The organism is Salinimonas lutimaris, from assembly GCF_005222225.1.
Lineage (GTDB): Bacteria > Pseudomonadota > Gammaproteobacteria > Enterobacterales > Alteromonadaceae > Alteromonas > Alteromonas lutimaris.
This window is the reverse complement of sequence record NZ_CP036536.1, coordinates 2,784,060-2,808,451: the sequence shown is the minus strand read 5'-3', so window position 1 is coordinate 2,808,451 and position 24,392 is coordinate 2,784,060. Positions and strand designations below refer to the sequence as shown.

Genomic DNA, 24,392 nt, shown 5'->3' with positions numbered 1-24,392 from the left:
AATATAACCATTGGTAAATGTTTGAAATTGGTCAGAGTTGACAACTCAGGCGGTGCGCATAGACTAAGCCCGAAAATACAAATAGTAAAGGACAGGCCATGACCGCCGCACCACATTTTAATTCTGCCAACAGTCCGGTTCGCCACGACTGGACCACTGCAGAGGTAGAAGCCCTTTTTGCGCTGCCATTCAATGATCTGCTGTTCAGAGCCCAGATGGTGCATCGCCAGCATTTTGACCCGAATGAGGTACAGGTTTCGACACTTTTATCGATTAAAACCGGTGCCTGTCCGGAAGATTGCAAATATTGCCCGCAAAGCGCCCGCTATGACACCGGTCTGGAAAAAGAGCGGCTGATGGAAGTGGAAAAAGTGATTGAGCGGGCCCGCGAAGCAAAGGCAACCGGCTCGACCCGCTTTTGTATGGGCGCAGCCTGGCGTAACCCCAAAGAGCGGGATATGCCATATGTTACCCGGCTTATATCTGAAGTAAAAAAGCTGGGGCTGGAAACCTGTATGACACTGGGCATGCTGACCCGCGATCAGGCGCTGGCGCTGAAGCAGGCCGGCCTGGATTACTATAACCATAACCTGGATACCTCGCCGGAATACTACGGCGACATTATTACCACCCGGACCTATCAGGATCGACTGGACACACTGAAAAATGTGCGTGAGGCAGGTATGAATGTCTGCTCCGGTGGAATTGTTGGTATGGGAGAAAGTCATACCGATCGCGCCGGCTTACTGATTTCACTGGCTAATCTGCCTAAACAGCCGGAAAGTGTGCCCATCAATATGTTGGTTAAAGTCAAAGGCACCCCGCTGGATAATGTGGATGATCTGGAGCCGTTTGAATTTATCCGCACCATTGCGGTGGCGCGAATCATGATGCCGGCATCTCATGTGCGTTTATCCGCCGGCCGTGAAAATATGAATGAACAAATGCAGGCACTGTGCTTTATGGCCGGGGCAAATTCGATTTTCTATGGCTGCAAACTGTTGACCACCTCCAACCCTGATACTAACGAAGATGTGTTATTGTTCCGCAAGCTGGGAATTAATACCGAGCGGACCCGTGACTATTCTGACGAAGCACATGCACAGACTTTGCAGGAAGAAATCAGTTCGCAGCAAACCAGCCATTTATTTATTGATGCAACTAAAAAGCCTGCCGCGGAGGTGTAATGGCATTTGACTGGCTGGATACGGCCCTGGATCACAAAAAACAGGACGGCTACCTGCGCACACGGGCGGTCGTTGAGTATGAAAAAGACGGCATAATTTGCATTAACGGCGCGCATTATCTGAATTTTGCCAGTAATGATTATCTGGGCTTGCGCCATGAAGAAGGCGTTTTGCAGACCTGGGTTGAAGGACTGGCACAATTTGGTGGTGGCAGCGGTGCATCACCGCTGGTGACCGGATATACCCAGGCGCACCAGGCACTGGAAGCGTATCTGGCCGAACACCTTAACCGTGAAGCCGTGTTGCTGTTCAATTCAGGCTTTGCTGCCAACCAGGCGGTGTGTCAGGCCCTGTTTGGTCAGCACAATAGCGGTGACGGTCTGATTGTGGCCGACAAATACATGCATGCCTCGTTCATTGACGGTGCCCTGTCATGCAATGCCACACTCAAGCGTTTTCGACATAACGATATGCAGCATGCCAGACAGGTACTTGCCAAACACCATGAAGCTGATTGCCTGATTGCCAGTGAAGGTGTATTTAGCATGGATGGCGACAGTGCGCCGCTGGATGAGCTTATTGCTTTGAGTCAGGCGCATAACAGCTGGCTGATGCTGGATGATGCCCATGGTTTTGGCGTACTGGGCGCCCGGGCCATGGGCAGCGCCGAGCATTATCAGTTAAGTCAGCAGCAGGTGCCGCTGGTGATGGGCACCTTTGGTAAGGCGGTGGGCACCGCCGGGGCTTTTGTCGCCGGCTCACAGGCGCTGATTGACTATCTGGTGAATGAAGCGCGCCACTATATTTATTCCACTGCCATGCCACCGGCCCAGGCACTGGCCACCCTGTATGCGCTGCAGCATATTCCTGGTTCAGGACGTCAGCAACAGTTGCAGGATAACATCACTACATTTCGCCAGCGCTCTGAGCAGGCCGGCCTGGTCTTAAGTGCCTCTGCCAGCGCCATTCAGCCGGTGATGATTGGCGATCCTGATCAAACCCTGGCATTGGCTGATGCGCTAAAAGCCCGCGGAATCTGGGTAGGCGCCATTCGCTATCCGACCGTGCCCAAGACCACCGACCGGTTGCGGATCACCTTATCAAGCAGTCATACACGGCGTGATATTGAAGCGCTGGTGGATGCACTGGCGCTGGCCCGTGAGGCGGTGACATGATAGCTGTGCAGGAAAATAATATTGCTCGGCAGTTCAGTCGGGCAGCTGCCGCCTACGACCATACCGCCAGTATTCAAAAGCAAATAGCCAAAGCCGGGCTGGCCATGTTGCCAGGCAATACCGGCCGGGTGCTCGATATTGGTTGTGGTACAGGCTGCAATACCTGGCACCTCGCCCAGCGTGGGTTTACCGCCACCGGGCTGGATATTGCGTCGGGCATGCTCGATTATGCCCGCAGTTGTTACCCTGAGATTGAATTTGTAAAGGGAGATGCGCAGCGCCTGCCGTATGAGCGGGCGGTATTTGACCGGGTGTTTTCGTCTATGGCCTTGCAGTGGTGTAGCGACCCTGACGAGGTGATGCAACAGGTATTTCAGGTATTAAAAGCCCGGGGAGTGGCCGGACTGAACATTATGGTCGACGGGTCATTTCATGAGCTGGACAATAGCCGTCGGGCTGCCGGGTTACGCGTGGCCACCAACCCCATGTTCAGCCATGATGCCTGGCATAGCGCGGCCACGGCCGCCGGCTTTACAGTGCGCCACGCATTACTGAAAACCTACACCGCTACATTTGATAATGTGCTGGCACTGCTACGCTCCATTAAAAGCGTAGGGGCTGGCACCAGCCTGAACAGTCACGCCCGCCAGAGTTTGTCCCGCGCCGACCTGCTACAGCTTAGCCAGGTGTATCGTACCTTCGCGCTGTCAAACGGACAGTTACCACTGAGCTATCAGGTTTCTCATTTTATTCTGGAAAAGTAGTATGCAGTCTTTTTTTATTACCGGGACAGACACCGAAGTAGGCAAAACTTTTTTTACCGCAAGTCTGTTAAACGCCCAGGCGGCTGCCGGGCGTCGCGTGGCCGGATACAAACCGGTGTCGGCCGGATGTGAACTTATCAACAATGAGCGGGTGAACGATGATGCCCGGGAATTATGGCAGGCCAGTAATATCGGTGCGCCATTACAGCATGTTAATCCGATAGCCCTGATGCCGCCTATTGCGCCGCACATTGCAGCAGCTGAGGCCGGAATGGTTATTACTGAACAAGCCATTGTTGATGGCTATCAGCAATTGTGTGATTACGCGCCGGATCTACTGCTAATGGAAGGGGCCGGAGGCTGGCAGCTGCCGCTTGGAAACGGCTTGTGGATGCCGCAGATTGTGCAGCGTCTGCGACTGCCGGTGATCATGGTGGTGGGGATGCGTCTTGGGTGTCTGAACCACGCCATGCTGACCGCCCAGGCGGTCGAACAGGCGGGGCTTACCTTGCATGGCTGGGTGGCCAATCAGCTCACCCCGACACCGATGCCATACTATGCTCAAAATCTTGCTACGCTGCTGCAAAGCTTGTCAGCACCGATGCTGGCTGAACTTCCCTACTGCGAGGATACAAGCGGCCCGGCCTCGGTAAACTTAAGCCAGATACTGGTTTAGCACAGCGGTTGGCTGGATAGTCTGTTTGGTCTGGCCAACAAACACATACCCTTCATCATCCCCCAGATATTTCAGTTCACCGTGACAATAAGACAGTGCGCAGCCCTCTGGGATAGCCAGTATGGGCGTGTGCGGGTTTAGTATGCAAAATTCATTGAGTCGCTCATCCCGGGTTTCACCATTATGGCCTGGGGGCGTGTAATTATTGTAGTGCGGATTAAGCTGACAGGGCAGTACTGCCAGCGCATCAAACGAGGCTGGCTGAATCACCGGCATATCATTAGTGGTGCATATTGTGCGCCCGCAAATATTAGACCCGGCACTCCAGCCGATGTACGGTGTACCACTGGCAATGGCCTGTTTCAGCGGCTCTGTTAGCTGCTGGGTATACAGGTTATGTAACAGGTTAAAAGTGTTGCCTCCGCCCACGACAATCGCCTGACCATTGGCCTGTGCCTGATGAATGGCCGCCACCGGATCGGCTTGCTGATGCAGGCCGGTGACCTCAAAGTCGGGTAGGGCATCAGCGACTTTAGCGGTGTAATCGTCCCAGCTGACAGACACGCCGGCAAAAGGAACAAACAACAGTTTACGGGCCTCACCCAAATGGGCGTACAGATAGGTCAGGGCATGCTCCAGATAATTTTCACTGCCTTTTCTGGAACTGCTGAGCATGAGAACATGAGCTGACATAATAATCCTTGAATGACAAAAGTGGCCCAATGTTAGCGCAAAGTTAACCTGGTTGCATGAGTGATGCGGTGCACCGGCAAGTTAATCTTTTTGCCGGCCGGGCAGTGCCGCCGCCCGGACAGGCATGTTACACTCAGGCCTTTGAACAATAACCGGTTTGCGGCAGTGACTGGCAATGGCCGTCAGCCGCTTAACGTTATCCGATAGGTGTAAATGATGTCGCAGGATACCCCCAAGGTCCCTTCCGTTTTATTTGTGTGTCTGGGCAATATTTGTCGCTCGCCTACGGCTGAGGCGGTCTTCAGACAAAAAGCGCGTCAGGCTGGTCTTGAAGTGAATATTGATTCAGCCGGCACTCATGGCTATCACATTGGTAATCCACCCGATAAACGCTCACAGGCAGCCGGTGAGGCCAAGGGCTATGACTTCAGCGGTCTGGCCTGTCGTAAAGTCGCTCCGGAAGATTTTGAACAGTTTGACTACATTCTGGCGATGGACCACAGCAACCTGAAAAATCTGAAAAAAGTCAGCGAGCCATTACATCACGACAAGCTTCATCTGTTTTTGTCATTTGCTGATACCGGCCATGAAGAAGTGCCGGATCCTTACTATGGGGGGCGCAAGGGTTTTGAGCTGGTGCTGGAGCTGATTGAAAAAGCCAGTGACGGACTCATCAAAACCATCAAGCAACAACAGTGAAACAGCAGCGTGCCCATGCCGTCTGCGGCGGGTTAGTAATAGCCTGTGTGCTGGCGATACTGAGCCTGATTCTGGTCGATGCCGGCGGGCAAACTACCCCGGCTCTGTTCTGGCACATTCTGCTGAACCTGCAGTTACCCCTGATTTGCACCGCGGTGCTGGTGGGAGCGGCGCTGGCCGTCAGTTCGGCGTCTTTACAGGTGGTACTGAATAATCCGCTGGCCGATCCGGGGATTATCGGTATTTCCAGCGGGGCCAGTCTGGTGGCTGCCATTATGTTACTGGTGATGCCGGCGCATTACAGCACCGGCAGTCTGGCAGTGTTGCCCGCTGCCTGTTTTGGCGGGGCGCTGCTTTCTACCTGGCTTATCTATCTGCTGGCCCGGCGTTTGCGCGGGGCAACCACGGCGGTCATTCTGGCCGGTATTGCCATCTCTACCCTAAGTAGTGCCCTGATGGCCTGGCTGTTTGTATTTGCTGATGCTCAGGCCATGCGTAATCTGACCTTCTGGCTGATGGGCAGCCTGTATCAGACAAATTGGTCAATTCTGGCTGTGGCCGGTCCCATCATGCTGTTTACCCTGATTAGGCTATGCCGTCTGGCCCCCCGGCTCAACTGGCTGTACGGTGGCAGCCGACTGACCGCCGCTGCGGGGGTGTCGCCGGCACGGCTTAACAAACAGGTTCTGATTATCAGCGCTCTGGGAGTGGGCGCCGCGGTCTCGGTGGCGGGCTCCATTGCGTTTGTTGGTTTGCTGGTACCGCATTTTATGCGCTTGTTGCTGGGGTATGACAACCGCAGGCTGCTGCCGGCCTGCGCACTGGCCGGTGCACTGGTATTACTGCTGGTGGCGGTGATCAATGAATATTCTCATCAGATTGCTCTGCCGGTGTCCATGATAACCGCTACGGTCGGTGGTCCGCTGTTGTTATGGGCATTGTATCGCGGGCAATGGAAACTAGCATGATCAGAGCCGATAACGCCTGTCTTGGTCAGCGCTTAGGACCGGTTTCACTGTACATCAGAGCAGGGGACTGCTGGCATATTCTGGGTGAAAACGGGGCCGGTAAATCGTCTTTGCTGCAGGTGCTGGCCGGGCTGGAAACGGTGACCGGGGGCGTGGTGTTGTGGCAGGGCCGGCCGGTTGATGAGGTCGGCCTGAGTTTTCTGGCCGGTCAGCGGGCCTGGCATGATCAGCAGCATGTCATCGGCTTTGAGATTCCGGTGCATCAGTATCTCAGTTTTTATGCCGACACTGAGCTGCCCGCCCAAATCAGCCAGGCGTTGGAGCTGGCGCATCTGATGCACCGGCCGGTCACGCAGTTATCTGGCGGTGAACAGCAGCGGGTGAATCTGGCCCGGGCTTTTCTGCAGGTATGGCCGGCTTTGCAGCGTGGACAGGCATGCCTGATTCTCGATGAACCACTGCAAAGCCTGGATGTTCGTCACCAATACAGCTTACTGATGTTGCTGCAGACATTTAATGAGGCTGGCAACACACTGATCTTAAGCTCCCACGATCTTTCCCTGAGCGCCCGGTTTGCCGGACAAGCAGCCTTGATGTCGGCTGGCCAAATTATTGCCAGTGGCGATAAACACACGGTTTTTCAGGCTGACTTACTGGCCCGAACATTCGGGATTCAGTTTGCTATAAATAATAATCAAAACGCACTACAAATTACGCCGGTTTGGCCTACTGTATAAATGGAATTATGGTAAGCTGACAGGCTTAGAGAAAGACGATGCAGGCGCGTTGAGGTCTGCGGTGTCGGGAATGCGTTTTGACATTGACTCCGGCCACCAACCATCTTCTCTGTGAACCGTTATTATGTCTAACTTTACAGGAGACCTCGTGGATAATTGGCAACCTGACAGCTGGAGAAGCAAACCGATTCTTCAGCAACCTGAATACGCAGATAAAGATCTGGTGGCTCAGGTCGAACAAACACTGAGTAAATATCCGCCGCTGGTATTTGCCGCCGAAACCCGTGAATTACGCCGCCAGCTGGGCGAAGTGAGTATGGGTAAAGGCTTTTTGCTTCAAGGTGGTGATTGTGCTGAGTCGTTTGATGAGTTCAACGCGCCTAAAATCCGCGATACCTTTAAAGTGATTCTGCAAATGGCTATCGTGATGACCTTTGCTGGTCGTTGTCCGGTGACCAAAGTGGCCCGTATGGCCGGCCAGTATGCCAAGCCTCGCTCATCAAACCTTGAGACCATTGATGGTGTGACACTGCCCAGTTATCGTGGCGATATCATCAACAGCTTTGAATTTACTGAAGCAGCCCGTATGCCGGATCCCCGTCGTCTGTTGGACGCGTATCACCGCAGTGCATCCACGCTGAACCTGCTGCGTGCTTTTGCGCAGGGCGGCCTGGCTGATTTGCACGAAGTGAATCGCTGGAACCGTACGTTTGTGGATAATAATCCGCACAAAGAACGCTACGAAGATATTGCCCGCCGTATTGAAGATTCATTACAGTTTATGAATACCATCGGGATTAATTCGGCGAATACACCTGCGCTGCATGAGACTTCATTGTTTACCTCGCACGAAGCGCTACTGCTGAATTACGAACAGGCGCTGACGCGTATTGATACACTGACCGGTAAGCCGTATAACTGCTCTGCACACATGGTGTGGATTGGTGAGCGGACCCGTCAGCTTGATCATGCACACGTAGAGTTTTTCCGTGGCATCCACAATCCTATCGGAGTAAAAGTGGGGCCAACAATGGAAGAAGACGAGCTGATTCGTTTGATTGATGTGCTGAATCCGCAAAATGACCCGGGCCGTCTGACCCTGATCACACGTATGGGAGCGGATAAGCTGGAGCAAAATCTGCCACGCCTGCTGCGCAAGGTGAAGCAGGAAGGTCGCAATGTGGTATGGAGTTCTGACCCCATGCACGGCAACACCACCACATCCAGCAGCGGCTTTAAAACCCGTAACTTTGACTCGATTCTAAGTGAAATCCGCCAGTTCTTCAGTGCGCATGAAGCGGAAGGCACACATGCTGGTGGTATCCATCTGGAGATGACCGGTCAGCATGTGACAGAATGTACCGGTGGTGCGTATAAGATCAGTGATGATGATCTTGCAGAAGCCTACAAAACCCAGTGCGATCCGCGCTTAAACGCCGATCAGGTCCTGGAAATGGCATTCTTAGTGTCAGATCACCTGCGCGCCTAATCAGGCCATTTCGCTGGCAGCATATGCTGTCAGCGCTGCTTCACGCTCTGCTTCTGTCAGTATTCCCCCGAAGATGGTTTTTCTTCTCAGCGCTGCAGTGCGACCGTCGCCGGCCAGTAGCAATGATTTAAACAGCGCCGGCTGCCCACGGGCTTCCAGAATGCCCTGCCATAATAAATAACTGCCATACCGAATCATTCCCTGCTCATAAAACCGTTCGAGATTATCGCCGGCAATATCAAAACAACCCGGCGTGGACAGGCACTTTTGCGCTATCACATCATGCATGTATAAAATTTGCCGGTCGATAATGACCTGCTTTTGTTTTTTGGGTCTGGAAAACATAGTGACTAAAAAATAGGCTGTACTTACTTTGCCCGCTAGTATACTGTATTTATATTCAGTTGTGCAGAGGCAGGGATATGCAATATAACAAAGCCTGCGGGGTAAGCTCGCTCGGGTTTGAAAAGATCAGTGGCAGGTTTGATGTAACACTCAATCCGGTTTCCGGCTATGTGCAGGGGCTGCATGGAAACCAGTTGCACCGAACGACGCTGGATAAAACCTTTTTTGGCGAATTACAGGCAACATCGCAGGGCGAAATGCTCAGTGTCATCACCGCTGTTAAAGGCTCGGCCGGATATGTGGCTATTGAACAGGTTAGCGGCAAGTTATGTGGTCATGAAGGAACGTTTGTGCTGCAACATTCCGGTACCATGAACCGTGGTGATGACAGTCTGAATTTACATGTCGTACCGGATTCCGGAACCGGGCAGTTAGCGGGTTTGCAAGGGACCATGGCCATTCGGACAGAGCAGGGCGAGCATTTCTATGACTTTCATTTTAGCCTGGATGGGCCGGTTCAGCAGGCTTAATCATCGTTTAATAAAGGCTCAACCATACTCTCAAGGCCATTGAGTTTAATTTCGTACATCAGCGCCAGCTGTTTTCCCAGTTTGTTATCCGGAAAGCCCTGTTTGTGAAACCAGACCAAGTAGGGTTCAGGCAGGTGAAACAGACGCCGTCCGGCATACTTGCCAAACGGCATAACTTGATTGACGGCGTCTTTAATCTCTTGTGGGTTCATAATTTATGTGAGGTCAGCCTGTTGAATATCAGGCTGTATCATACAAGAGTTTGCCAATACAAACAGGTCTGCTAGTTCTGCCGTAACTGACTGGCATCGTGCTGAGCGGCCACCGAATGTTTTAGCATCGTCATAATTGCCTGCTTAAAAGAAGGATATAAAATCCGGTTTCCATGGGCAGACAGGTGGTCACCGTCAAAATACATGGTTGTGCCATTATCATAGACCGGACACTCACTGTCATTACACAGCACCGGAACCGGGTCCCAGATAGTCAGCGATGGGACCTGCTGTTTAACAGCCTGCAAACTGGCCATCACCGGTTGCCGGAAAGTTTCTACCGATGCTGTGCTGCGTGTTGTACGGGTATCACAAGCCGGATTGGTCTGATTAAACCAGTCACTGCAACGAAACGGAATGTAGCTGAATACCGGTTTCGGGGCATCGGTGATGATATTGGGCGTCACGCTGGCAATATCCTGCATCAGTGCAATGGTTTCTTCGCGGGCATGCTGGCGGTCAGCTTTTGCTTTTTCACTGTGAATCTGCTCGGCAACTTCATGTTCTGTGCGTGGCTCTACCCGGTACTGATTGGTCAATCGGTAGGCTTTCAACGTGGCAAAAAAGACAATATCCTGAGGACCAGCCTGTTGCCTGATTTCTTCAAGCCAGCTACGTAGCTGGTCAGCACAGGCGTTAGAATCCACTAGAACCGGTGTGCGCATATTGGCAGCGCCACAACCTCCCTGACTATGTATCTCGGTATTGATACCGGTCTCGTCTGCCAACATTCTGAGCATTGTGCCGTAAGCACCGGCATGGGAGTCACCAATCACATAAATAGTGCGCCCCTGCAGGGAGTGATTGCTGGCTAGGGAGGAATCATGCGAATAGTGAGGGTACCATTCATATCTGTCGTTAGTTTCGCTGAGTTTTACCAGCTTCTGGAATTTAAAGCCCCAATACGTACCGGTGAAGCATAGAGTGATCACCGCCAGGCCGGCGAGAATGGTTCGGCCGGCTGGCATGTTTTTAATCGGTTTGGCGCGTGACAGCTTTTGTTCCAGCAAATGATAAGAAGCAATCGCTGATACAAAGGTCACCGCAAAAGCGGCAATATACTCGGTGGTACTTTGCAGTCCGACCGACCAGCGAAAAAAGCTGTAGACCGGCCAGTGCCACAGATACAGTGAGTAAGAAATTTTGCCGATGTAACGCAATGCAAAAAGCGAAAAAAACTGATTAACAGCATCAGACGCTTTACCGCGGACAAAGCAATGTAACACGAGTACGGTGCCGACTACCGGTAATAGCGCCCAGGGTACCGGAAAGGCAGATTTACTGGCCAGCAGTAAGCCGGCGACAATCAGCGTTATACCCAGAATCGCCGCAGGCAGTGTTGCGACGGTCTTATCAGTGTTATACCTGCTGTGTAACTGATATAGGATGGCTCCGGCAGCCAACTCCCAAAACCGGCTGGTAAGCAGATAATAGGATGCATTCAGGTTGGTTTCGCTGTAGTACCAGGAGGCAGCAAAAGAGGCTATGGCCAGCAGTATCACTGCCGGCTTCAGCGTTTGCTTAAGCCAGGCATAAAACAGAATCGGGAAAATTACATAAAACTGCTCTTCTACTCCCAGACTCCACGTATGCACAAACGGGTTGAACTCGACCGAAGGAGAAAAGTAAGTCTCGGTATTCAGGGCCAGCGCAATATTGCTAACACCAAAAAAGGCAGCCAGGCCGGTGGTATTGATAGCATTGCTTAGCCAGGCATGCGGTATAAAAAGAATAACAATGGCAGACGAGATGAGCAGCATGGCCAGAAGTGCCGGGAACAGCCTGACAATACGACGTCGGTAAAAGGCAACAATATACTGGCTGAACGAGGCATGATTATGGCCTGCCAGAGAGCGCGCTACCACATAGCCAGAAATAACAAAGAAAATATCTACGCCGGTGAACCCTCCGGGTAACCAGTTGCTATTTAAGTGAAAAATCATGACTGACAGCACTGCAAGTGCGCGCAACCCATCAATTGCTGGTATATAGCTTTGCCTTGTTGCTGTCATAAGCCTCTCTGTCGGTATATTGATTTTTACTGCAGTGAGGTGTTAAGCAGGTTTAATGCCAGCGAATATGAATGATATCGCTGGTAAAGCAGGTCTGTTCCTTTATAAACAGCGTATGAGATAAATATAAGCAGGCAAGATAACAGTAACTGGTTTATGCCTTGCCGGGTTTGTGGCAAGGTGGGCAAGTAATCAAATTTCGGGATGTCATGTTGTTAGAAGATAGTTTTGGCCGGCGCTTCCGGTATCTGCGCGTATCAATCACAGAAGCGTGTAATTTTCGTTGTCAGTATTGCCTGCCGGATGGCTATGACGGGCCGGACAACAGTGCCTTTATGAGTCTGACCGAAGTGCAGACACTGATGACAGCCTTTGCCAGAATGGGAACGACCAAGATACGTATAACCGGTGGCGAGCCGAGTTTGCGCAAAGACTTTACAGAGATTATTCAGGCGGCGGTAAACACACCGGGGATTCAGAAGGTGGCTACCACGACCCATGGTGCCAGGCTGGCAAAAGATGCTCACAAGTGGGCGCAGGCCGGACTTGATCAGGTTAACGTCAGTATAGATAGCCTTGATCCTAACCAGTTTGCGCTGATTACCGGTCAGAATAAGCTGGAGCAAATTCTCAAAGGGTTGGATGTGGCTGTTGATGCCGGACTGGATGTAAAAGTGAATACGGTACTATTGCAGGATTTTTCACCAGCGCGATTGACCCGTTTCCTCGATTGGTTAAAAATAACACCGGTCACCCTGCGGTTCATCGAATTGATGGAAACCGGCGAACACAAAGCATTTTTTAAAAGTCAGCATATGTCCGGGCAGCCGATAAAAGATCGCTTACTGGCAGAAGGCTGGCAGCCCGTAATCAGACGCAAAGATGCCGGGCCGGCGCAGGAATTTAGTCACCCCGATTATGCCGGGAAAATTGGTCTCATCATGCCTTACAGTAAAGATTTTTGTAAAAGCTGTAATCGCCTTCGGGTATCGGCCAGTGGCAAGCTGCATCTATGCTTGTTCAGTGAACAAGGGTTAGATTTACGGCACTTATTGAAAGCAGGTGATACTGATGCCCTCATGCAATTTGTTCATGATGCGCTTAACAGCAAACATGTTTCTCATTATCTGCAGGACGGGATGACCGGCGCGACAAAACATCTGGCCATGTTAGGTGGCTGACAAACAATAATAATGAAAAGAGGTGAAGCATGGAGTTCGCTGATACCGAAAGGCTCTCATTTAGTTTTATTACCGCCCAGGATGCCGGATTTTTATGGGAACTTGACCAGGACAAAGCGGTCATGCGCTACCTGAACGGTGGTCGCAAATCGACCCGGCATGAAATAGAGACTGTGTTTGTGCCACGGTTACAAGCTTACGCGAACAAAGCGCTTGGCTGGGGCTTATGGAAAGTAACTGAGATTAGCAGTGGCGAGGCCATAGGCTGGGTACTGGTTCGTCCTTATGGCTTTTTCACCTCTAACCCTGATCCAGATAATCTTGAGCTCGGCTGGCGATTCAAACAGGCCTGGTGGGGAAAGGGCATTGCCACAGAAGCGGCCACCGCCATTAGGGATGGGCTTGCACTTACCGGGACGTCGTCATTCTCTGCCATTGCAAACCCCGATAATGCAGGCTCAATTGCAGTGATGAAAAAGCTGGGAATGGCGTTTAGCCACACTCAGTTTTATGAGGACAGCGTGTTTAGCGAAAATGTGGTCGTATATACACAGCACCTGCGCCGATAACCAGTAACTGGACTGTACCCCGACTTTCTTCCCCCCCCTATTTTGGACAGTCACTGTTTAGCGAGATGCTGCGTGTTCTTAGCAATGGACAGTCACTACTTTGCATTGCTGCTCTGTATAGACTTCGATTAACGACGCTTGCAAGGACACTGCTTAGGTCAGTCACTGTTTAGCGAGATGCTGCGTGTTCCTGGCAACGGACAGTCACTACTGTGCATTGCTGCTATGGATAGCCTTCGATTAACGACGCTTGCAGTACTGCAGAAAATCATACCCGCTGACTTTTTTGAATGTTAAAGCTGTTTTAGGGAGGTGAAAGGTATCGCTTGGCAGGGGAGAGCACTGTCAGCAGGCATACGTGCGCATTAATCCAGTAGTGGCAGATAAATAGTTTAATCAGGTATGATTGACGCAACGCTTCTGTATTAAGACTAATTTTCTTCGACTAACGGAAGCGATAAAGTCCCTCTCTATTCCACAGACCATCGCTTTCCAGTCCGTGTCGCACAAACCTGTTCGAATAATAATAGCGTTGGTTTCACAGCGGACTCTGCGCGGTTTATTATGTTGAAATAAATGACGGGATGCTTCGACAAGAGAAAAGTAATCTTCAATTTGAAAAGGTAATTCATCAGCCAACCTGTTATTTGCATGATCAGCCAGTGGTGATAAACGTCTAGGTTGCTTACGATACTTTCTTGCTTCAATCCGTTTTTTAATACTAGTGTGAGATGAATGTGCCGGTGAGTCTGCAAGGCCCGCACGAACCGGATTTAAATCGACGTAAGTCATGCAGGCAGCCAGGGCAGCTTCATCCAATAACGCTTGCGACTTGAATCTTCCCTCCCAGAAATGCCCTGTACATTCGTCTTCTTTATTAGCCCGGCGCGCAATATACTCGTTGAGTAATCGCATAAACCAGCTGATATCATACAATCGGCTTCGGTAGACTTCAGCTAACTCCTGGACGGTTCTAATTTCAGTGTCTGATAGCTCACCCTGCTCAGCAGGATTAACAAACCGACGTGATAAGAGCATACCTCGATACAGTTTGTGCCAACGTACAAGAATTTCTTTAGTCGTTAATTTTTCCGCTTTTTGTTTATTAATGCGCAGTACAACATGGGTGTGATTACTCATCACTGCATAAGCACAAACATCTATACAGAAAACACCAGCCAGAAATAGCAACCGGTCTTCGACCCACTGACGGCGATGCTCATACGATTTATGGTTTTGCGCATCATGACCGCATAAAAACGCCCGGCGAACACAGCGCGACATACAGTGGTAATAGGGAGTATCTGATAGATTAATGAGACTTTTTCTGGGCCTTGGCATAGTCGAATCATCATGATGAAAAGATGATCTTATTGTGCCGAAATTCAGGGTTAATCCAACTGTACTAAAGAGTAGGGTATGCCTGTCCACGAAGAAGGAGGATCCTGAGACAGTAATAAAGTGACTGTCCAGTGTTGGATAGAGTGTCTGCCCACGAAGAAGGGGATTCTGAGGCAGAAATAGAGTGCCTGTCCAGTATTGGATAGAGAAATTTTAAAAAAAGAATGAATGGTGGACGTTACTGGACTTGAACCAGTGACCCTCGCCTTGTAAGGGCGATGCTCTCCCAACTGAGCTAAACGTCCGAATTGTGATATGCTACTTATTAAAGTAGTGGTGGACGCTACTGGACTTGAACCAGTGACCCTCGCCTTGTAAGGGCGATGCTCTCCCAACTGAGCTAAGCGTCCGAATTTTGTATTATTTACTCGACAAGAGTAGTGGTGGACGTTACTGGACTTGAACCAGTGACCCTCGCCTTGTAAGGGCGATGCTCTCCCAACTGAGCTAAACGTCCGTATTTGATTGATTTATTCACTTCAAAGTGGTGGTGGACGCTACTGGACTTGAACCAGTGACCCTCGCCTTGTAAGGGCGATGCTCTCCCAACTGAGCTAAGCGTCCGCAATCAAAAATTTCAAATCGACACACCAGAATATGGTGGACGTTACTGGACTTGAACCAGTGACCCTCGCCTTGTAAGGGCGATGCTCTCCCAACTGAGCTAAACGTCCGTCAATTTTCGCTTGCCGTCTTGGGCAAGTGGGGCGGTATTATAGAGTCCGAACTGCCAGAGTCAATAATAAAATTTAAGAAAAGTGACTGTCTGCTGATAAAGTCACCAGAAAAGGCTTTTTTGTTGATTTTTAATACTATTAAGCTGTTTTGTCGGCTATTCCGTAATCCCCGGGCACTGATGTATTTTGCCTTTGTCCTAACACTGGTAGAATACGCAACTAATTTTTTTCGTAAAACAATAGAGAGTTTCAAATGTCGGTTGTTACCAGATTTGCTCCAAGCCCAACAGGTTACCTTCATGTGGGTGGCGCACGTACTGCACTTTATTCTTGGCTTTATGCAAAAAGTCAGGGTGGGGAATTTGTCCTTCGTATTGAAGATACAGATATAGAGCGTTCTACCGATGACGCCAAACAAGCTATTTTAGATGGTATGGATTGGCTGGGTCTTAACTATGACAAAGGGCCTTATTTACAAACCGAACGCTTCGACCGTTATAAAGAGCTTATCGAAAAGCTATTGGCGGAAGGAAAAGCCTATAAATGCTTTATGACCAGTGAAGAGCTGGACCAAATACGTGAAGCGCAAAAAGAGCGTGGCGAAAAACCTCGTTACCCTGGTACTTGGCGTGACCGTACCGACCATCCTGAAGGGCAACCTTTTGCTATCCGCTTTAAAAATCCGCTGGAAGGAAAGGTTGTCATTAATGATCACATTCGCGGAAAAATTGAGATAAGTAATACCGAGCTTGATGACCTGGTGATTCAGCGAAGCGACGGCACGCCGACTTATAACTTCTGTGTGGTAGTTGATGACTGGGATATGGGCATAACCCATGTAGTTCGTGGTGAAGATCATATCAACAACACGCCTCGTCAGATTAATATATTAGAAGCGCTGGGCGCACCTGTACCTGAATATGCTCATGTTTCGATGATATTGGGTGAAGACGGCAAGAAACTATCCAAGCGATACAATGCTGTTAGTGTTATGCAATATCGTGATGACGGCTATTTGCCACAAGCACTAATCAATTATTTGGTTCGGTTAGGGTGGGGCCATGGCGATCAGGAAATTTTTACTCTGGATGAAATGATTGAACATTTCAGCCTGGATGCAATTGGTCAGTCGGCTTCGGCATTTAATACTGAAAAACTGATTTGGCTAAACCAGCACTATATGAAGAGTATGCCGGTAGAAGAAGTCGCTGGGTATGCAAAATGGCACTTTGATGATCAAAATATCGATTTGTCTGGCGGCCCAGCATTAGAAAAAGTAGTGACTGTCCAGGCTGACCGGGTTAAAAATCTGAAAGAGATGGCGCAAATCAGTCGTTATTTTTATGAAGACTTTGAAGAGTTTGATGCTGCAGCGGCTAAAAAGCACCTTCGCCCTGTTGCTAAAGAGCCATTAATGGTGGCTAAAACAAAACTGGCAGCTATAAATGAGTGGACACCTGAAAATATTCAGGCTGCTATTAATGCTACAGCCGAAGAATTAGAAGTTGGTATGGGTAAAGTAGGTATGCCTTTGCGTGTTGCGGTTACCGGTGGAGGGAACTCACCATCGCTGGATTTAACCCTGAATCTTATTTCTCAGGCAAAAATAGATCAAAGAATCGACAAAGCGATTGCTTTTATAGCAAATAGAGAAAATTCTTAATAAACTCCCCAAAAAAGCGTTGACACGACAGTGGGGTATGCCTAGAATGCGCCCCGCTGTCACGGAACAGGCACACAAAAATACAGTGTGGTTGTCGACGCATGACGGGGCCATAGCTCAGCTGGGAGAGCGCCTGCATGGCATGCAGGAGGTCGGCGGTTCGATCCCGCCTGGCTCCACCAAATTGTACGTTGCTCGGTACGTTAACTGAGATTCAAAAGCCAGGCTTTTGACAAACTGTTCTTAGGTTAAGGTCGCTCATTCACTGAAGTGAATTCGCCTTACAAAAAATCTCAAAAGCCATGCTTTTGAAAGAAGATTTTTTGTCCCCTTCGTCTAGAGGCCTAGGACACCGCCCTTTCACGGCGGTAACAGGGGTTCGAATCCCCTAGGGGACGCCATCTTAGAATTTGCCTTAGTGTAAAAAGCAGACATTTAATAAAATGTCGGGCATACAAACGGGGCCATAGCTCAGCTGGGAGAGCGCCTGCATGGCATGCAGGAGGTCGGCGGTTCGATCCCGCCTGGCTCCACCAAATTCTAAGTCACTCGGTATATCATCCGAGACCCAAAAGCAGCGCTTTTGATAAACAGTTCTTAGGTTAAGGTCGCTCATTCACTAAAGTGAATTCGCCTTACAAAAAATCTCAAAAGCCATGCTTTTGAAAGAAGATTTTTTGTCCCCTTCGTCTAGAGGCCTAGGACACCGCCCTTTCACGGCGGTAACAGGGGTTCGAATCCCCTAGGGGACGCCATTTTAGCGTTGCCTGGTACGTAACCAGGAATAGGCTTGAGAGCATAAGTGGTCTCTGGTCTAACATCATTTCAGTTACAAAGCTGATTGCTTGCGCTGAAATATCAGAAGCACCGCTTTTGATAAACTGTTCTTAGGTTAAGGTCGCTCATTCACTAAAGTGAATTCGCCCTTACAAAAAATCTCAAAAGCCGTGCTTTTGAAAGAAGATTTTTTGTCCCCTTCGTCTAGAGGCCTAGGACACCGCCCTTTCACGGCGGTAACAGGGGTTCGAATCCCCTAGGGGACGCCATTTTAGCGTTGCCTGGTACGTAACCAGGGATAGGCTTGAGAGCATAAGTGTTCTCTGGTCTAACATTATTTCAGTTATAAAGCCGGTTGCTTGCGCTGAAGTATCAGAAGTACCGCTTTTGATAAACTGTTCTTAGGTTAAGGTCGCTCATTCACTAAAGTGAATTCGCCTTACAAAAAATCTCAAAAGCCATGCTTTTGAAAGAAGATTTTTTGTCCCCTTCGTCTAGAGGCCTAGGACACCGCCCTTTCACGGCGGTAACAGGGGTTCGAATCCCCTAGGGGACGCCATTTTAGCGTTGCCTGGTACGTAACCAGGAATAGGCTTGAGAGCATAAGTGTTCTCTGGTCTAACATTATTTCAGTTATAAAGCCGGTTGCTTGCGCTGAAGTATCAGAAGCACCGCTTTTGATAAACTGTTCTTAGGTTAAGGTCGCTCATTCACTAAAGTGAATTCGCCTTACATATGGCCAGAAGCGTAATGCTTCAGGACTTGAAAGTCAGTAAGAGTAATGACGCTCAGTTTCGCAGAGCTCACTTCGCCTTACTGAAAATTACGAAAATATATTTTCGTGACTAATTTTCAGTCCCCTTCGTCTAGAGGCCTAGGACACCGCCCTTTCACGGCGGTAACAGGGGTTCGAATCCCCTAGGGGACGCCATTTTAGCGTTGCCTGGTACGTAGCCAGGAATAGGCTTGAGAACATAAGTGTTCTCTGGTCTAACATTATTTCAGTTATAAAGCCGGTTGCTTGCGCTGAAATATCAGAAGCACCGCTTTTGATAAACTGTTCTTAGGTTAAGGTCGCTCATTCACTAAAGTGAATTCGCCTTACAAAAAATCTCAAAAGCCATGCTTTTGAAAGAAGGTTTTTTGTCCCCTTCGTCTAGAGGCCTAGGACACCGCCCTTTCACGGCGGTAACAGGGGTTCGAATCCCCTAGGGGACGCCATATATAAAACCAGCCTTCGGGCTGGTTTTTTTATGTCTGTAAAACAGCATTAACCGCTGTTCAAACTGCTTTACAGCTGAATAAGACCATTTCCGCGTTACAGTAACAGATATGCTAGGATCATGTTTTTTTCAGTAAGGATCCTACATAACCATGCAAGAATATCCTATAGGCATACCGGGCCATCCCTGGACAGAAGAGCATAAAAAGCAATGGCTTGAAAACCAGAAGACTGTGCGCAGTTATTCTGAAGAAGTCCTGGCAAAAATTCCCGATGAATTGAGCGGATTTTCCATAACGCAATACGGTGCTCTGCCTTACGATGAACCGCGCTATCCGCTCTATGCCATCATCAGCGAGCCGATGGTACAGTCTAAACCGACTGTGCTCATCACCGGTGGTGTACACGGTTATGAAACTAGCGGTGTGCAAGGCGCTCTGCGTTTTATCAATCATGATATTCAGCGTTACTCCTCACAGTTTAATTTCATTGTTGTGCCGTGCATCAGCCCGTGGGGTTATGAAACTATTAACCGCTGGAATCAGGCTGCCATGGATCCAAACCGGTCCTTTTTTACCAATAGCCCGGCACCAGAATCTGCCCAGGTAATGGACTTTATCGCGTCTTTAAATACGCCACTGTTGATGCACATTGATTTGCATGAAACGACAGACACTGACAACAGCGAATTTCGTCCGGCATTAGCCGCAAGGGATGGCGTTACCCACGATATCTGGCAAATTCCTGATGGTTTTTACACGGTAGCCAATACTGCAAATCCAAAAATGGATTTTCAGCAGGCGGTAATTGAATCGGTCAGAAAAGTCACCCACATTGCACCGGCGGATGAGTCAGGGCGACTGATTGGTGAGCCAATTCAGTCTGAGGGAGTGATTTGCTATGACAAAAAATCACTGCACCTGTGCGGCGGAATGACAGACGCTGAATTTGTCACCACCACAGAGGTCTATCCGGACAGCCCGTCTGCCACAGCTGAAATATGCAATGAAGCACAGGTTGCCGCCATCGTGGGTGGATTAGATTATTTGCTAGCCACGCGTTTATAACAAATATGCGTATAGACGTTTGAATGTATAGACGTCCAAATGTATAGTGAAGGCCTCAATGAACAGAGGCCTTAGCGATGTATGAATTTACTGCGCTGGTGTATACCGGCATTAAACAACAATTAGTGAGTGTCCAGACTTCCAGTCGCGACGAGTTTGAACAGTACCTCCGGGGGCTGTTTGGCGTGTATGTCTGTATCTGGCAATCCTATACACCGGTTACCTCTGAACATGCCTGATCACCAACCTCATTCTTTAAGCCCTTGTATTGGCTACTGTAAACTGTCTGATGAAGAAATCTGTGCGGGTTGTCACCGGCATATTGATGAAATTATAAAATGGCAGCAGTTCAGCAATAGGCAAAAACATATGATTATTCATCAATGCGCTTTACGCGAAAAAGCCTCTTCATAAACGCATTTTCTTAGCGCGCCCCACCTCAATTTGGTACACTTCGCCGCCAATTTTTGAAGCGGAATAAACACAGTTATGCAGGTTATGCTGGCCCCGATGGAGGGCGTTGTTGATCATCTTATGCGGGAAATGTTGACTGAGATCGGCGGGTTCGATTTATGCGTCACAGAATTTGTCCGGGTGGTGGATCAGAAACTACCGGCAAAAACATTTTACCGGATGTGTCCGGAACTGCATAACGGGGGCAAGACCCGCTCTGGTGTGCCGGTAAGAGTCCAGTTATTAGGCCAGCATCCGCAGTGGCTGGCAGAAAATGCGCTGATGGCAGTAGAGTTAGGTTCACCCGGTGTGGACCTGAATTTTGGCTGTCCGGCAAAAACGGTGAATAAAAGTAAGGGCGGGGCGGTTCTGCTCAAAGAAACAGAAACCTTGTACAACATTGTCAAAACGGTGCGTGATGCAGTGCCTGTCCAGTTTCCGGTGACGGCCAAAATTCGGCTTGGATTTGAGGACAAATCGCTGGCGCTGGATAATGCCCGGGCTATTGATGAAGCCGGCGCTTCGTCGTTGGTGGTGCATGCCAGAACCAAAACTGAGGGGTATCGTCCGCCGGCATACTGGGACTGGGTTGCTCGTATCAGGCAGCAGGTGTCTTTGCCGGTGATAGCGAATGGTGAGGTCTGGAGTGCCGAAGATGCCCAGCGCTGTCGCCTGGAATCAGCCTGCGATGATATCATGATTGGCCGCGGTGCACTGGCTCTGCCTAATCTGGCACAGTGCATCAAGCAGGGGCAGGCCCCTATGTCCTGGCCGGAACTGGCCAGTTTGTTGATCAAATATTCCGGCTATGAGATTTACGGTGATAAAGGCCGGTATTATCCCAATCGAATCAAACAGTGGTGTGGTTATTTAAAGCGTCAGTACCCGCAGGCGGAACTCCTGTTCAATGATATTCGCCGGTTAAACAAAGCTGACGAGATTGTGGCGGTGCTAAATCGTCAGTCCTCGCAAGAGTACGTCGCTTAATCGTAAACTAACTTCTTTTAGCCATTTGCTTAAAGTAGCGTTAACCTAGAATAAAAGTAGCATTAACTATGCTGTTAATAACAATACCTAACGCTAGGAAACACAAATGGCAAACTTCCGCTTTCGTACAGCCAGGCTACTGGCTTGCCTGCTGCCGGTTTTTATGGCTGGCTGCCAGTCTACGCAGTCGCCTGACAAAACCGCAACAGCTGCCTCTGATACGCAAAATACCTTTTTAGGGGCAAATCCCAACCCGTATCCAAGTACTTATTCGCCTATCGAGGGTGAGCCCACGGTAATCACCAATGTGACGATTGTGGATGGCACCGGTCAGCAAATTGACAAAGGCATGCTCTTTTTTAAACAAGGAAAAATTGTAGCTGTTGGCAGCACTGTGGATTATCCGGCTAACGCCACAATCATTGATGGGCAGGGCAAATGGGTAACACCGGGCATTATTGATAATCACAGTCACCTGGGCGTATATCCATCACCCTCTATTGGTTCATTATCGGATGGTAATGAAATGACTAAGCCGGTAACCCCGGGGGTGTGGGCCGAACATTCGGTGTGGCCTCAGGACGCCGGTTTTGTAAAAGCGCTGGCCGGTGGTGTCACCACCCTGCAAATTCTGCCTGGCTCAGCTAATTTGTTTGGCGGTCGTTCAGTGGTGCTGAAAAACGTACCAAACCGAACTATGCAGGATATGAAGTTTCCCGATGCGCCTTACGGCATGAAAATGGCCTGCGGTGAAAATCCCAAGCGCGTTTATGGTCAGAAAGGCGGCCCGATGACCCGCATGGGCAATGTGCGCGGATATCGTCAGGCGTGGTCTGACGCCCAGGACTATATTGCCAAATGGGAAAAGTACGAACAGGAAATCAGCGCCGGTAAAACGTCCACACCGCCGAAACGGGATCTGGATCTGGAAACTATGGCAGGAGTGCTCAAAGGCGATATTCTGGTCCATATGCATTGCTACCGTGCTGACGAAATGGTCACCATGATGGACATGATGAAAGAATTTGGCTACCAGATCAGCGCATTTCATCATGCCGTAGAAGCCTACAAAATTGCTGATAAACTGCAAGAAAATAATGTGTGTTCGTCGCTGTGGGCCGATTGGTGGGGGTTTAAAATGGAGGCCTATGATGGTATTCGCGAAAACATACCCATGGTAGCCAGTGCTGGTGCCTGTGCTATTGTTCACTCCGACAGTGAGCTGGGTATTCAGCGACTTAATCAGGAAGCCGCCAAAGCCTGGTCCGACGGCAATCGCGCCGGCCTTAACTTCACCCTGGCAGAAGCCTGGACCTGGCTGTCTGCAAATCCTGCCAAATCCCTGGGTATTTATGACAAAACTGGTTCACTTGAAGCTGGCAAAAATGCCGATTTAGTGTTGTGGAATGGCAATCCGTTTTCTACCTATACCAAAGCCGAGCGCGTTTATATTGACGGCGGCCTGGCGTTTAACCTGAACGATCCGGCCAGCTGGCCTGTAAGCGATTTTGAAGTTGGGCAGCATGTGGAAGGAGAAGCACAATGAAAAAGGCCCTGATCACCACACTAACCACTCTTGCGATAACCATGGCAGCTCAGGCTCAGAATATTGCGATCACCGGTGGCACCATTTATACCCAGACTAACCAGGGCGTTATTGAAAACGGCATGCTACTGCTGAAAGACGGCAAGGTCGAAAAAGTGACTGAGACTATCAATGTGCCGGATGGCTACCAAACTATTGATGCCACCGGCAAAGTGGTCACACCCGGTCTGGTCGGGGCAATGACCTCATTAGGGTTGGTTGAGGTTGAGTCCTGGGCCGGGGTCGTCGATGCGTCGGTCGATAAAACCCAGCTATCTAATACCGGCCTGGCATTTGATGTCAGCTATGCAATTAATCCTGACTCCACCTTGCTTGATGTGTCTCGCATCGAAGGGGTGACCTCTGCTGCCACAACGATTTCCTACACCGATTATCTGTTTCACGGGCAGGGCAGTGTTATTACCTTGCAGGGCGACCAGCCGGTACTTCGTCCCCGGGCGTTTACGGTGCTGGATCTTACCGGCCACGCGGCTGAGCAGACTGGCGGCTCCCGGGCGGCATTATGGGTTACGCTTAACCAGCTATTCAGCGAGGCTGCGCAAATCAGTAAGATACCAGGGCCGGCGGAGCAGTGGTACGGCCTGACCACTCGGGCTGATATACCGGCGCTACAAAACATTATTAACGGCAAGATGCCGCTGATACTGGAAGCGGATCGCAAAGCCGATATCCTGCAAATTCTAACCTTAAAACAGCAGTACCCAGACATACGCATTGTACTTATGGGCGCCGCAGAAGCCTGGCGGGTAGCCGATAAGCTGGCAAACAATAATATTGCGGTGATTCTGAACCCCGAGCATAACCTGCCATCAAGTTTTGAGGCACTGGGAGCCACGCTGGAAAATGCCGGCCGTCTTGAAAAAGCCGGTGTTACCGTGGCGATTGGCATGGAAACACACAATATTCGTCTGGCCACACAACATGCGGGCAATGCGGTTGCTAATGGGCTATCCCATGCGGCTGGTATTGCCAGCATCACCAGTGCTCCGGCCAGCATATTGGGCATGCAGGATACCATCGGTGCGCTGGCCGCCGGCATGCGTGGTGACGTAGTTATCTGGAGCGGCGATCCGCTTCAGGTGACCGAATATGCTGAGCAGGTCTTTATTAACGGGGAGGCCATTGATATGCAAAGCCGTCAGACCCTACTAAGAGATCGGTACAAAGCGCTGTATAAACAAAGTGACAAACCCACGTCTCATTACATTATTCCAGCGCAGTAAAAATAAAGCCGCTTTAGCT

General features: G+C 49.9%; 23 protein-coding genes and 13 tRNA genes. 26 read left to right on the top strand and 10 right to left on the bottom strand.

Annotated elements, in window-relative coordinates:
- Positions 1-98 precede the first annotated feature (98 nt).
- Genes bioB through bioD form a run of 4 tightly spaced genes read left to right on the top strand, consistent with a single transcriptional unit; the run spans position 99 to position 3,802 of the window.
- Positions 99-1,187, top strand: a complete 1,089-nt coding sequence (bioB, locus tag EZV72_RS12365; RefSeq protein ID WP_137167526.1) for a biotin synthase BioB — start codon at positions 99-101, stop codon at positions 1,185-1,187.
- On the top strand, positions 1,187-2,362 hold the full coding sequence (gene bioF, locus EZV72_RS12360) for an 8-amino-7-oxononanoate synthase (protein WP_137167525.1): 1,176 nt from the start codon (positions 1,187-1,189) through the stop codon (positions 2,360-2,362). Before bioB ends, bioF begins: the two co-directional genes overlap by 1 nt.
- Positions 2,359-3,126, top strand: a complete 768-nt coding sequence (locus EZV72_RS12355; RefSeq protein ID WP_137167524.1) for a methyltransferase domain-containing protein — start codon at positions 2,359-2,361, stop codon at positions 3,124-3,126. Before bioF ends, EZV72_RS12355 begins: the two co-directional genes overlap by 4 nt.
- Position 3,127: 1 nt before the next feature.
- Positions 3,128-3,802 carry a dethiobiotin synthase gene (gene bioD, locus EZV72_RS12350; RefSeq protein ID WP_137167523.1) on the top strand — a complete coding sequence of 225 codons (675 nt, stop codon included), beginning with the start codon at positions 3,128-3,130 and terminating at the stop codon, positions 3,800-3,802.
- Here bioD and pepE read toward each other — a convergent pair.
- Positions 3,782-4,495: a dipeptidase PepE gene (gene pepE / locus EZV72_RS12345; protein WP_137167522.1), complete on the bottom strand. Its 714-nt coding sequence runs from the start codon at positions 4,493-4,495 to the stop codon at positions 3,782-3,784. The two genes, bioD and pepE, sit on opposite strands and share 21 nt — an antisense overlap.
- A 216-nt stretch (positions 4,496-4,711) precedes the next feature.
- On the opposite strand from pepE, the gene EZV72_RS12340 reads away from it, so the two are divergent.
- From EZV72_RS12340 to EZV72_RS12325, 4 genes are all read left to right on the top strand, one after another.
- Positions 4,712-5,194, top strand: a complete 483-nt coding sequence (locus EZV72_RS12340) for a low molecular weight protein-tyrosine-phosphatase (protein WP_137168743.1) — start codon at positions 4,712-4,714, stop codon at positions 5,192-5,194.
- Positions 5,191-6,162 (top strand): FecCD family ABC transporter permease, encoded by a 972-nt coding sequence (locus EZV72_RS12335; protein ID WP_175405117.1) that lies wholly within the window; start codon positions 5,191-5,193, stop codon positions 6,160-6,162. The genes EZV72_RS12340 and EZV72_RS12335 overlap by 4 nt, the downstream gene beginning before the upstream one ends.
- A complete protein-coding gene (locus EZV72_RS12330) occupies positions 6,159-6,899 on the top strand; it encodes an ATP-binding cassette domain-containing protein (protein ID WP_175405116.1) in 741 nt (246 codons plus the stop codon). The genes EZV72_RS12335 and EZV72_RS12330 overlap by 4 nt, the downstream gene beginning before the upstream one ends.
- Before the next feature lie 148 nt (positions 6,900-7,047).
- Positions 7,048-8,388, top strand: coding sequence for a class II 3-deoxy-7-phosphoheptulonate synthase (locus tag EZV72_RS12325; RefSeq protein WP_137167520.1), 1,341 nt, complete (start codon positions 7,048-7,050; stop codon positions 8,386-8,388).
- Here EZV72_RS12325 and EZV72_RS12320 read toward each other — a convergent pair whose 3' ends face one another.
- Positions 8,389-8,733 carry a hypothetical protein gene (locus tag EZV72_RS12320; RefSeq protein ID WP_137167519.1) on the bottom strand — a complete coding sequence of 115 codons (345 nt, stop codon included), beginning with the start codon at positions 8,731-8,733 and terminating at the stop codon, positions 8,389-8,391.
- A 77-nt stretch (positions 8,734-8,810) separates the two neighbouring features.
- Between EZV72_RS12320 and EZV72_RS12315 the strand changes: the two genes are divergently transcribed.
- On the top strand, positions 8,811-9,263 hold the full coding sequence (locus tag EZV72_RS12315; protein ID WP_137167518.1) for a DUF3224 domain-containing protein: 453 nt from the start codon (positions 8,811-8,813) through the stop codon (positions 9,261-9,263).
- On the opposite strand, the gene EZV72_RS12310 is transcribed toward EZV72_RS12315, so the two are convergent.
- Both EZV72_RS12310 and EZV72_RS12305 read right to left on the bottom strand, forming a co-directional pair.
- Complete coding sequence (locus EZV72_RS12310) at positions 9,260-9,475, bottom strand: DUF3820 family protein (protein ID WP_137167517.1); 216 nt, start codon at positions 9,473-9,475, stop codon at positions 9,260-9,262. The genes EZV72_RS12315 and EZV72_RS12310 overlap by 4 nt on opposite strands.
- A 71-nt stretch (positions 9,476-9,546) precedes the next feature.
- A complete protein-coding gene (locus EZV72_RS12305; RefSeq protein ID WP_137167516.1) occupies positions 9,547-11,547 on the bottom strand; it encodes an acyltransferase family protein in 2,001 nt (666 codons plus the stop codon).
- Between the two features lie 212 nt (positions 11,548-11,759).
- Here EZV72_RS12305 and moaA point away from each other — a divergent pair, with 212 nt between their 5' ends.
- Both moaA and EZV72_RS12295 read left to right on the top strand, forming a co-directional pair.
- Entirely contained in the window at positions 11,760-12,728 is a 969-nt protein-coding gene (gene moaA / locus EZV72_RS12300; RefSeq protein WP_137168741.1) for a GTP 3',8-cyclase MoaA, read from the top strand.
- A 29-nt stretch (positions 12,729-12,757) separates the two neighbouring features.
- The gene (locus EZV72_RS12295; protein WP_137167515.1) at positions 12,758-13,297 is read left to right on the top strand and encodes a GNAT family N-acetyltransferase; all 540 of its coding nucleotides are present in this window, start codon (positions 12,758-12,760) and stop codon (positions 13,295-13,297) included.
- A gap of 396 nt (positions 13,298-13,693) precedes the next feature.
- Here the strand turns inward: EZV72_RS12295 and EZV72_RS12290 are convergent, their stop codons facing one another.
- From EZV72_RS12290 to EZV72_RS12265, 6 genes are all read right to left on the bottom strand, one after another.
- The gene (locus EZV72_RS12290) at positions 13,694-14,638 is read right to left on the bottom strand and encodes a transposase (protein WP_137168740.1); all 945 of its coding nucleotides are present in this window, start codon (positions 14,636-14,638) and stop codon (positions 13,694-13,696) included.
- Between the two features lie 229 nt (positions 14,639-14,867).
- Positions 14,868-14,943, bottom strand: a tRNA-Val gene (locus tag EZV72_RS12285).
- A 29-nt stretch (positions 14,944-14,972) separates the two neighbouring features.
- Positions 14,973-15,048 (bottom strand) — tRNA-Val (locus tag EZV72_RS12280).
- A gap of 31 nt (positions 15,049-15,079) precedes the next feature.
- Positions 15,080-15,155 (bottom strand) — tRNA-Val (locus EZV72_RS12275).
- Positions 15,156-15,186: 31 nt separating this feature from the next.
- Positions 15,187-15,262 (bottom strand) — tRNA-Val (locus tag EZV72_RS12270).
- A gap of 34 nt (positions 15,263-15,296) precedes the next feature.
- Positions 15,297-15,372: transfer RNA gene (locus tag EZV72_RS12265), tRNA-Val, on the bottom strand.
- A 256-nt stretch (positions 15,373-15,628) separates the two neighbouring features.
- Between EZV72_RS12265 and gltX the strand changes: the two genes are divergently transcribed.
- The 15 genes from gltX to EZV72_RS12195 all read left to right on the top strand — a co-directional run bounded on the left by gltX (position 15,629) and on the right by EZV72_RS12195 (position 24,373).
- Complete coding sequence (gene gltX, locus EZV72_RS12260; protein WP_137167514.1) at positions 15,629-17,038, top strand: glutamate--tRNA ligase; 1,410 nt, start codon at positions 15,629-15,631, stop codon at positions 17,036-17,038.
- A gap of 106 nt (positions 17,039-17,144) precedes the next feature.
- Positions 17,145-17,220 (top strand) — tRNA-Ala (locus tag EZV72_RS12255).
- A gap of 143 nt (positions 17,221-17,363) precedes the next feature.
- Positions 17,364-17,439: transfer RNA gene (locus EZV72_RS12250), tRNA-Glu, on the top strand.
- Between the two features lie 59 nt (positions 17,440-17,498).
- Positions 17,499-17,574: transfer RNA gene (locus EZV72_RS12245), tRNA-Ala, on the top strand.
- Positions 17,575-17,717: 143 nt separating this feature from the next.
- Positions 17,718-17,793, top strand: a tRNA-Glu gene (locus tag EZV72_RS12240).
- A 215-nt stretch (positions 17,794-18,008) separates the two neighbouring features.
- Positions 18,009-18,084 (top strand) — tRNA-Glu (locus EZV72_RS12235).
- Positions 18,085-18,298: 214 nt separating this feature from the next.
- A tRNA-Glu gene (locus tag EZV72_RS12230) sits at positions 18,299-18,374 on the top strand.
- 296 nt (positions 18,375-18,670) lie between these two features.
- Positions 18,671-18,746: transfer RNA gene (locus tag EZV72_RS12225), tRNA-Glu, on the top strand.
- A 214-nt stretch (positions 18,747-18,960) separates the two neighbouring features.
- Positions 18,961-19,036, top strand: a tRNA-Glu gene (locus tag EZV72_RS12220).
- Positions 19,037-19,189: 153 nt separating this feature from the next.
- The gene (locus EZV72_RS12215) at positions 19,190-20,104 is read left to right on the top strand and encodes a M14 family metallopeptidase (protein ID WP_137167513.1); all 915 of its coding nucleotides are present in this window, start codon (positions 19,190-19,192) and stop codon (positions 20,102-20,104) included.
- Between the two features lie 77 nt (positions 20,105-20,181).
- A complete protein-coding gene (locus EZV72_RS18455; protein WP_175405115.1) occupies positions 20,182-20,343 on the top strand; it encodes a hypothetical protein in 162 nt (53 codons plus the stop codon).
- The gene (locus EZV72_RS12210) at positions 20,294-20,518 is read left to right on the top strand and encodes a DUF1289 domain-containing protein (protein WP_332308320.1); all 225 of its coding nucleotides are present in this window, start codon (positions 20,294-20,296) and stop codon (positions 20,516-20,518) included. The genes EZV72_RS18455 and EZV72_RS12210 overlap by 50 nt, the downstream gene beginning before the upstream one ends.
- Positions 20,519-20,593: 75 nt before the next feature.
- Positions 20,594-21,544, top strand: a complete 951-nt coding sequence (gene dusC, locus EZV72_RS12205) for a tRNA dihydrouridine(16) synthase DusC (RefSeq protein ID WP_137167511.1) — start codon at positions 20,594-20,596, stop codon at positions 21,542-21,544.
- 106 nt (positions 21,545-21,650) lie between these two features.
- Complete coding sequence (locus EZV72_RS12200) at positions 21,651-23,090, top strand: amidohydrolase (protein ID WP_175405114.1); 1,440 nt, start codon at positions 21,651-21,653, stop codon at positions 23,088-23,090.
- Positions 23,087-24,373, top strand: coding sequence for an amidohydrolase family protein (locus EZV72_RS12195; RefSeq protein WP_137167510.1), 1,287 nt, complete (start codon positions 23,087-23,089; stop codon positions 24,371-24,373). Before EZV72_RS12200 ends, EZV72_RS12195 begins: the two co-directional genes overlap by 4 nt.
- Positions 24,374-24,392: the final 19 nt, after the last annotated feature.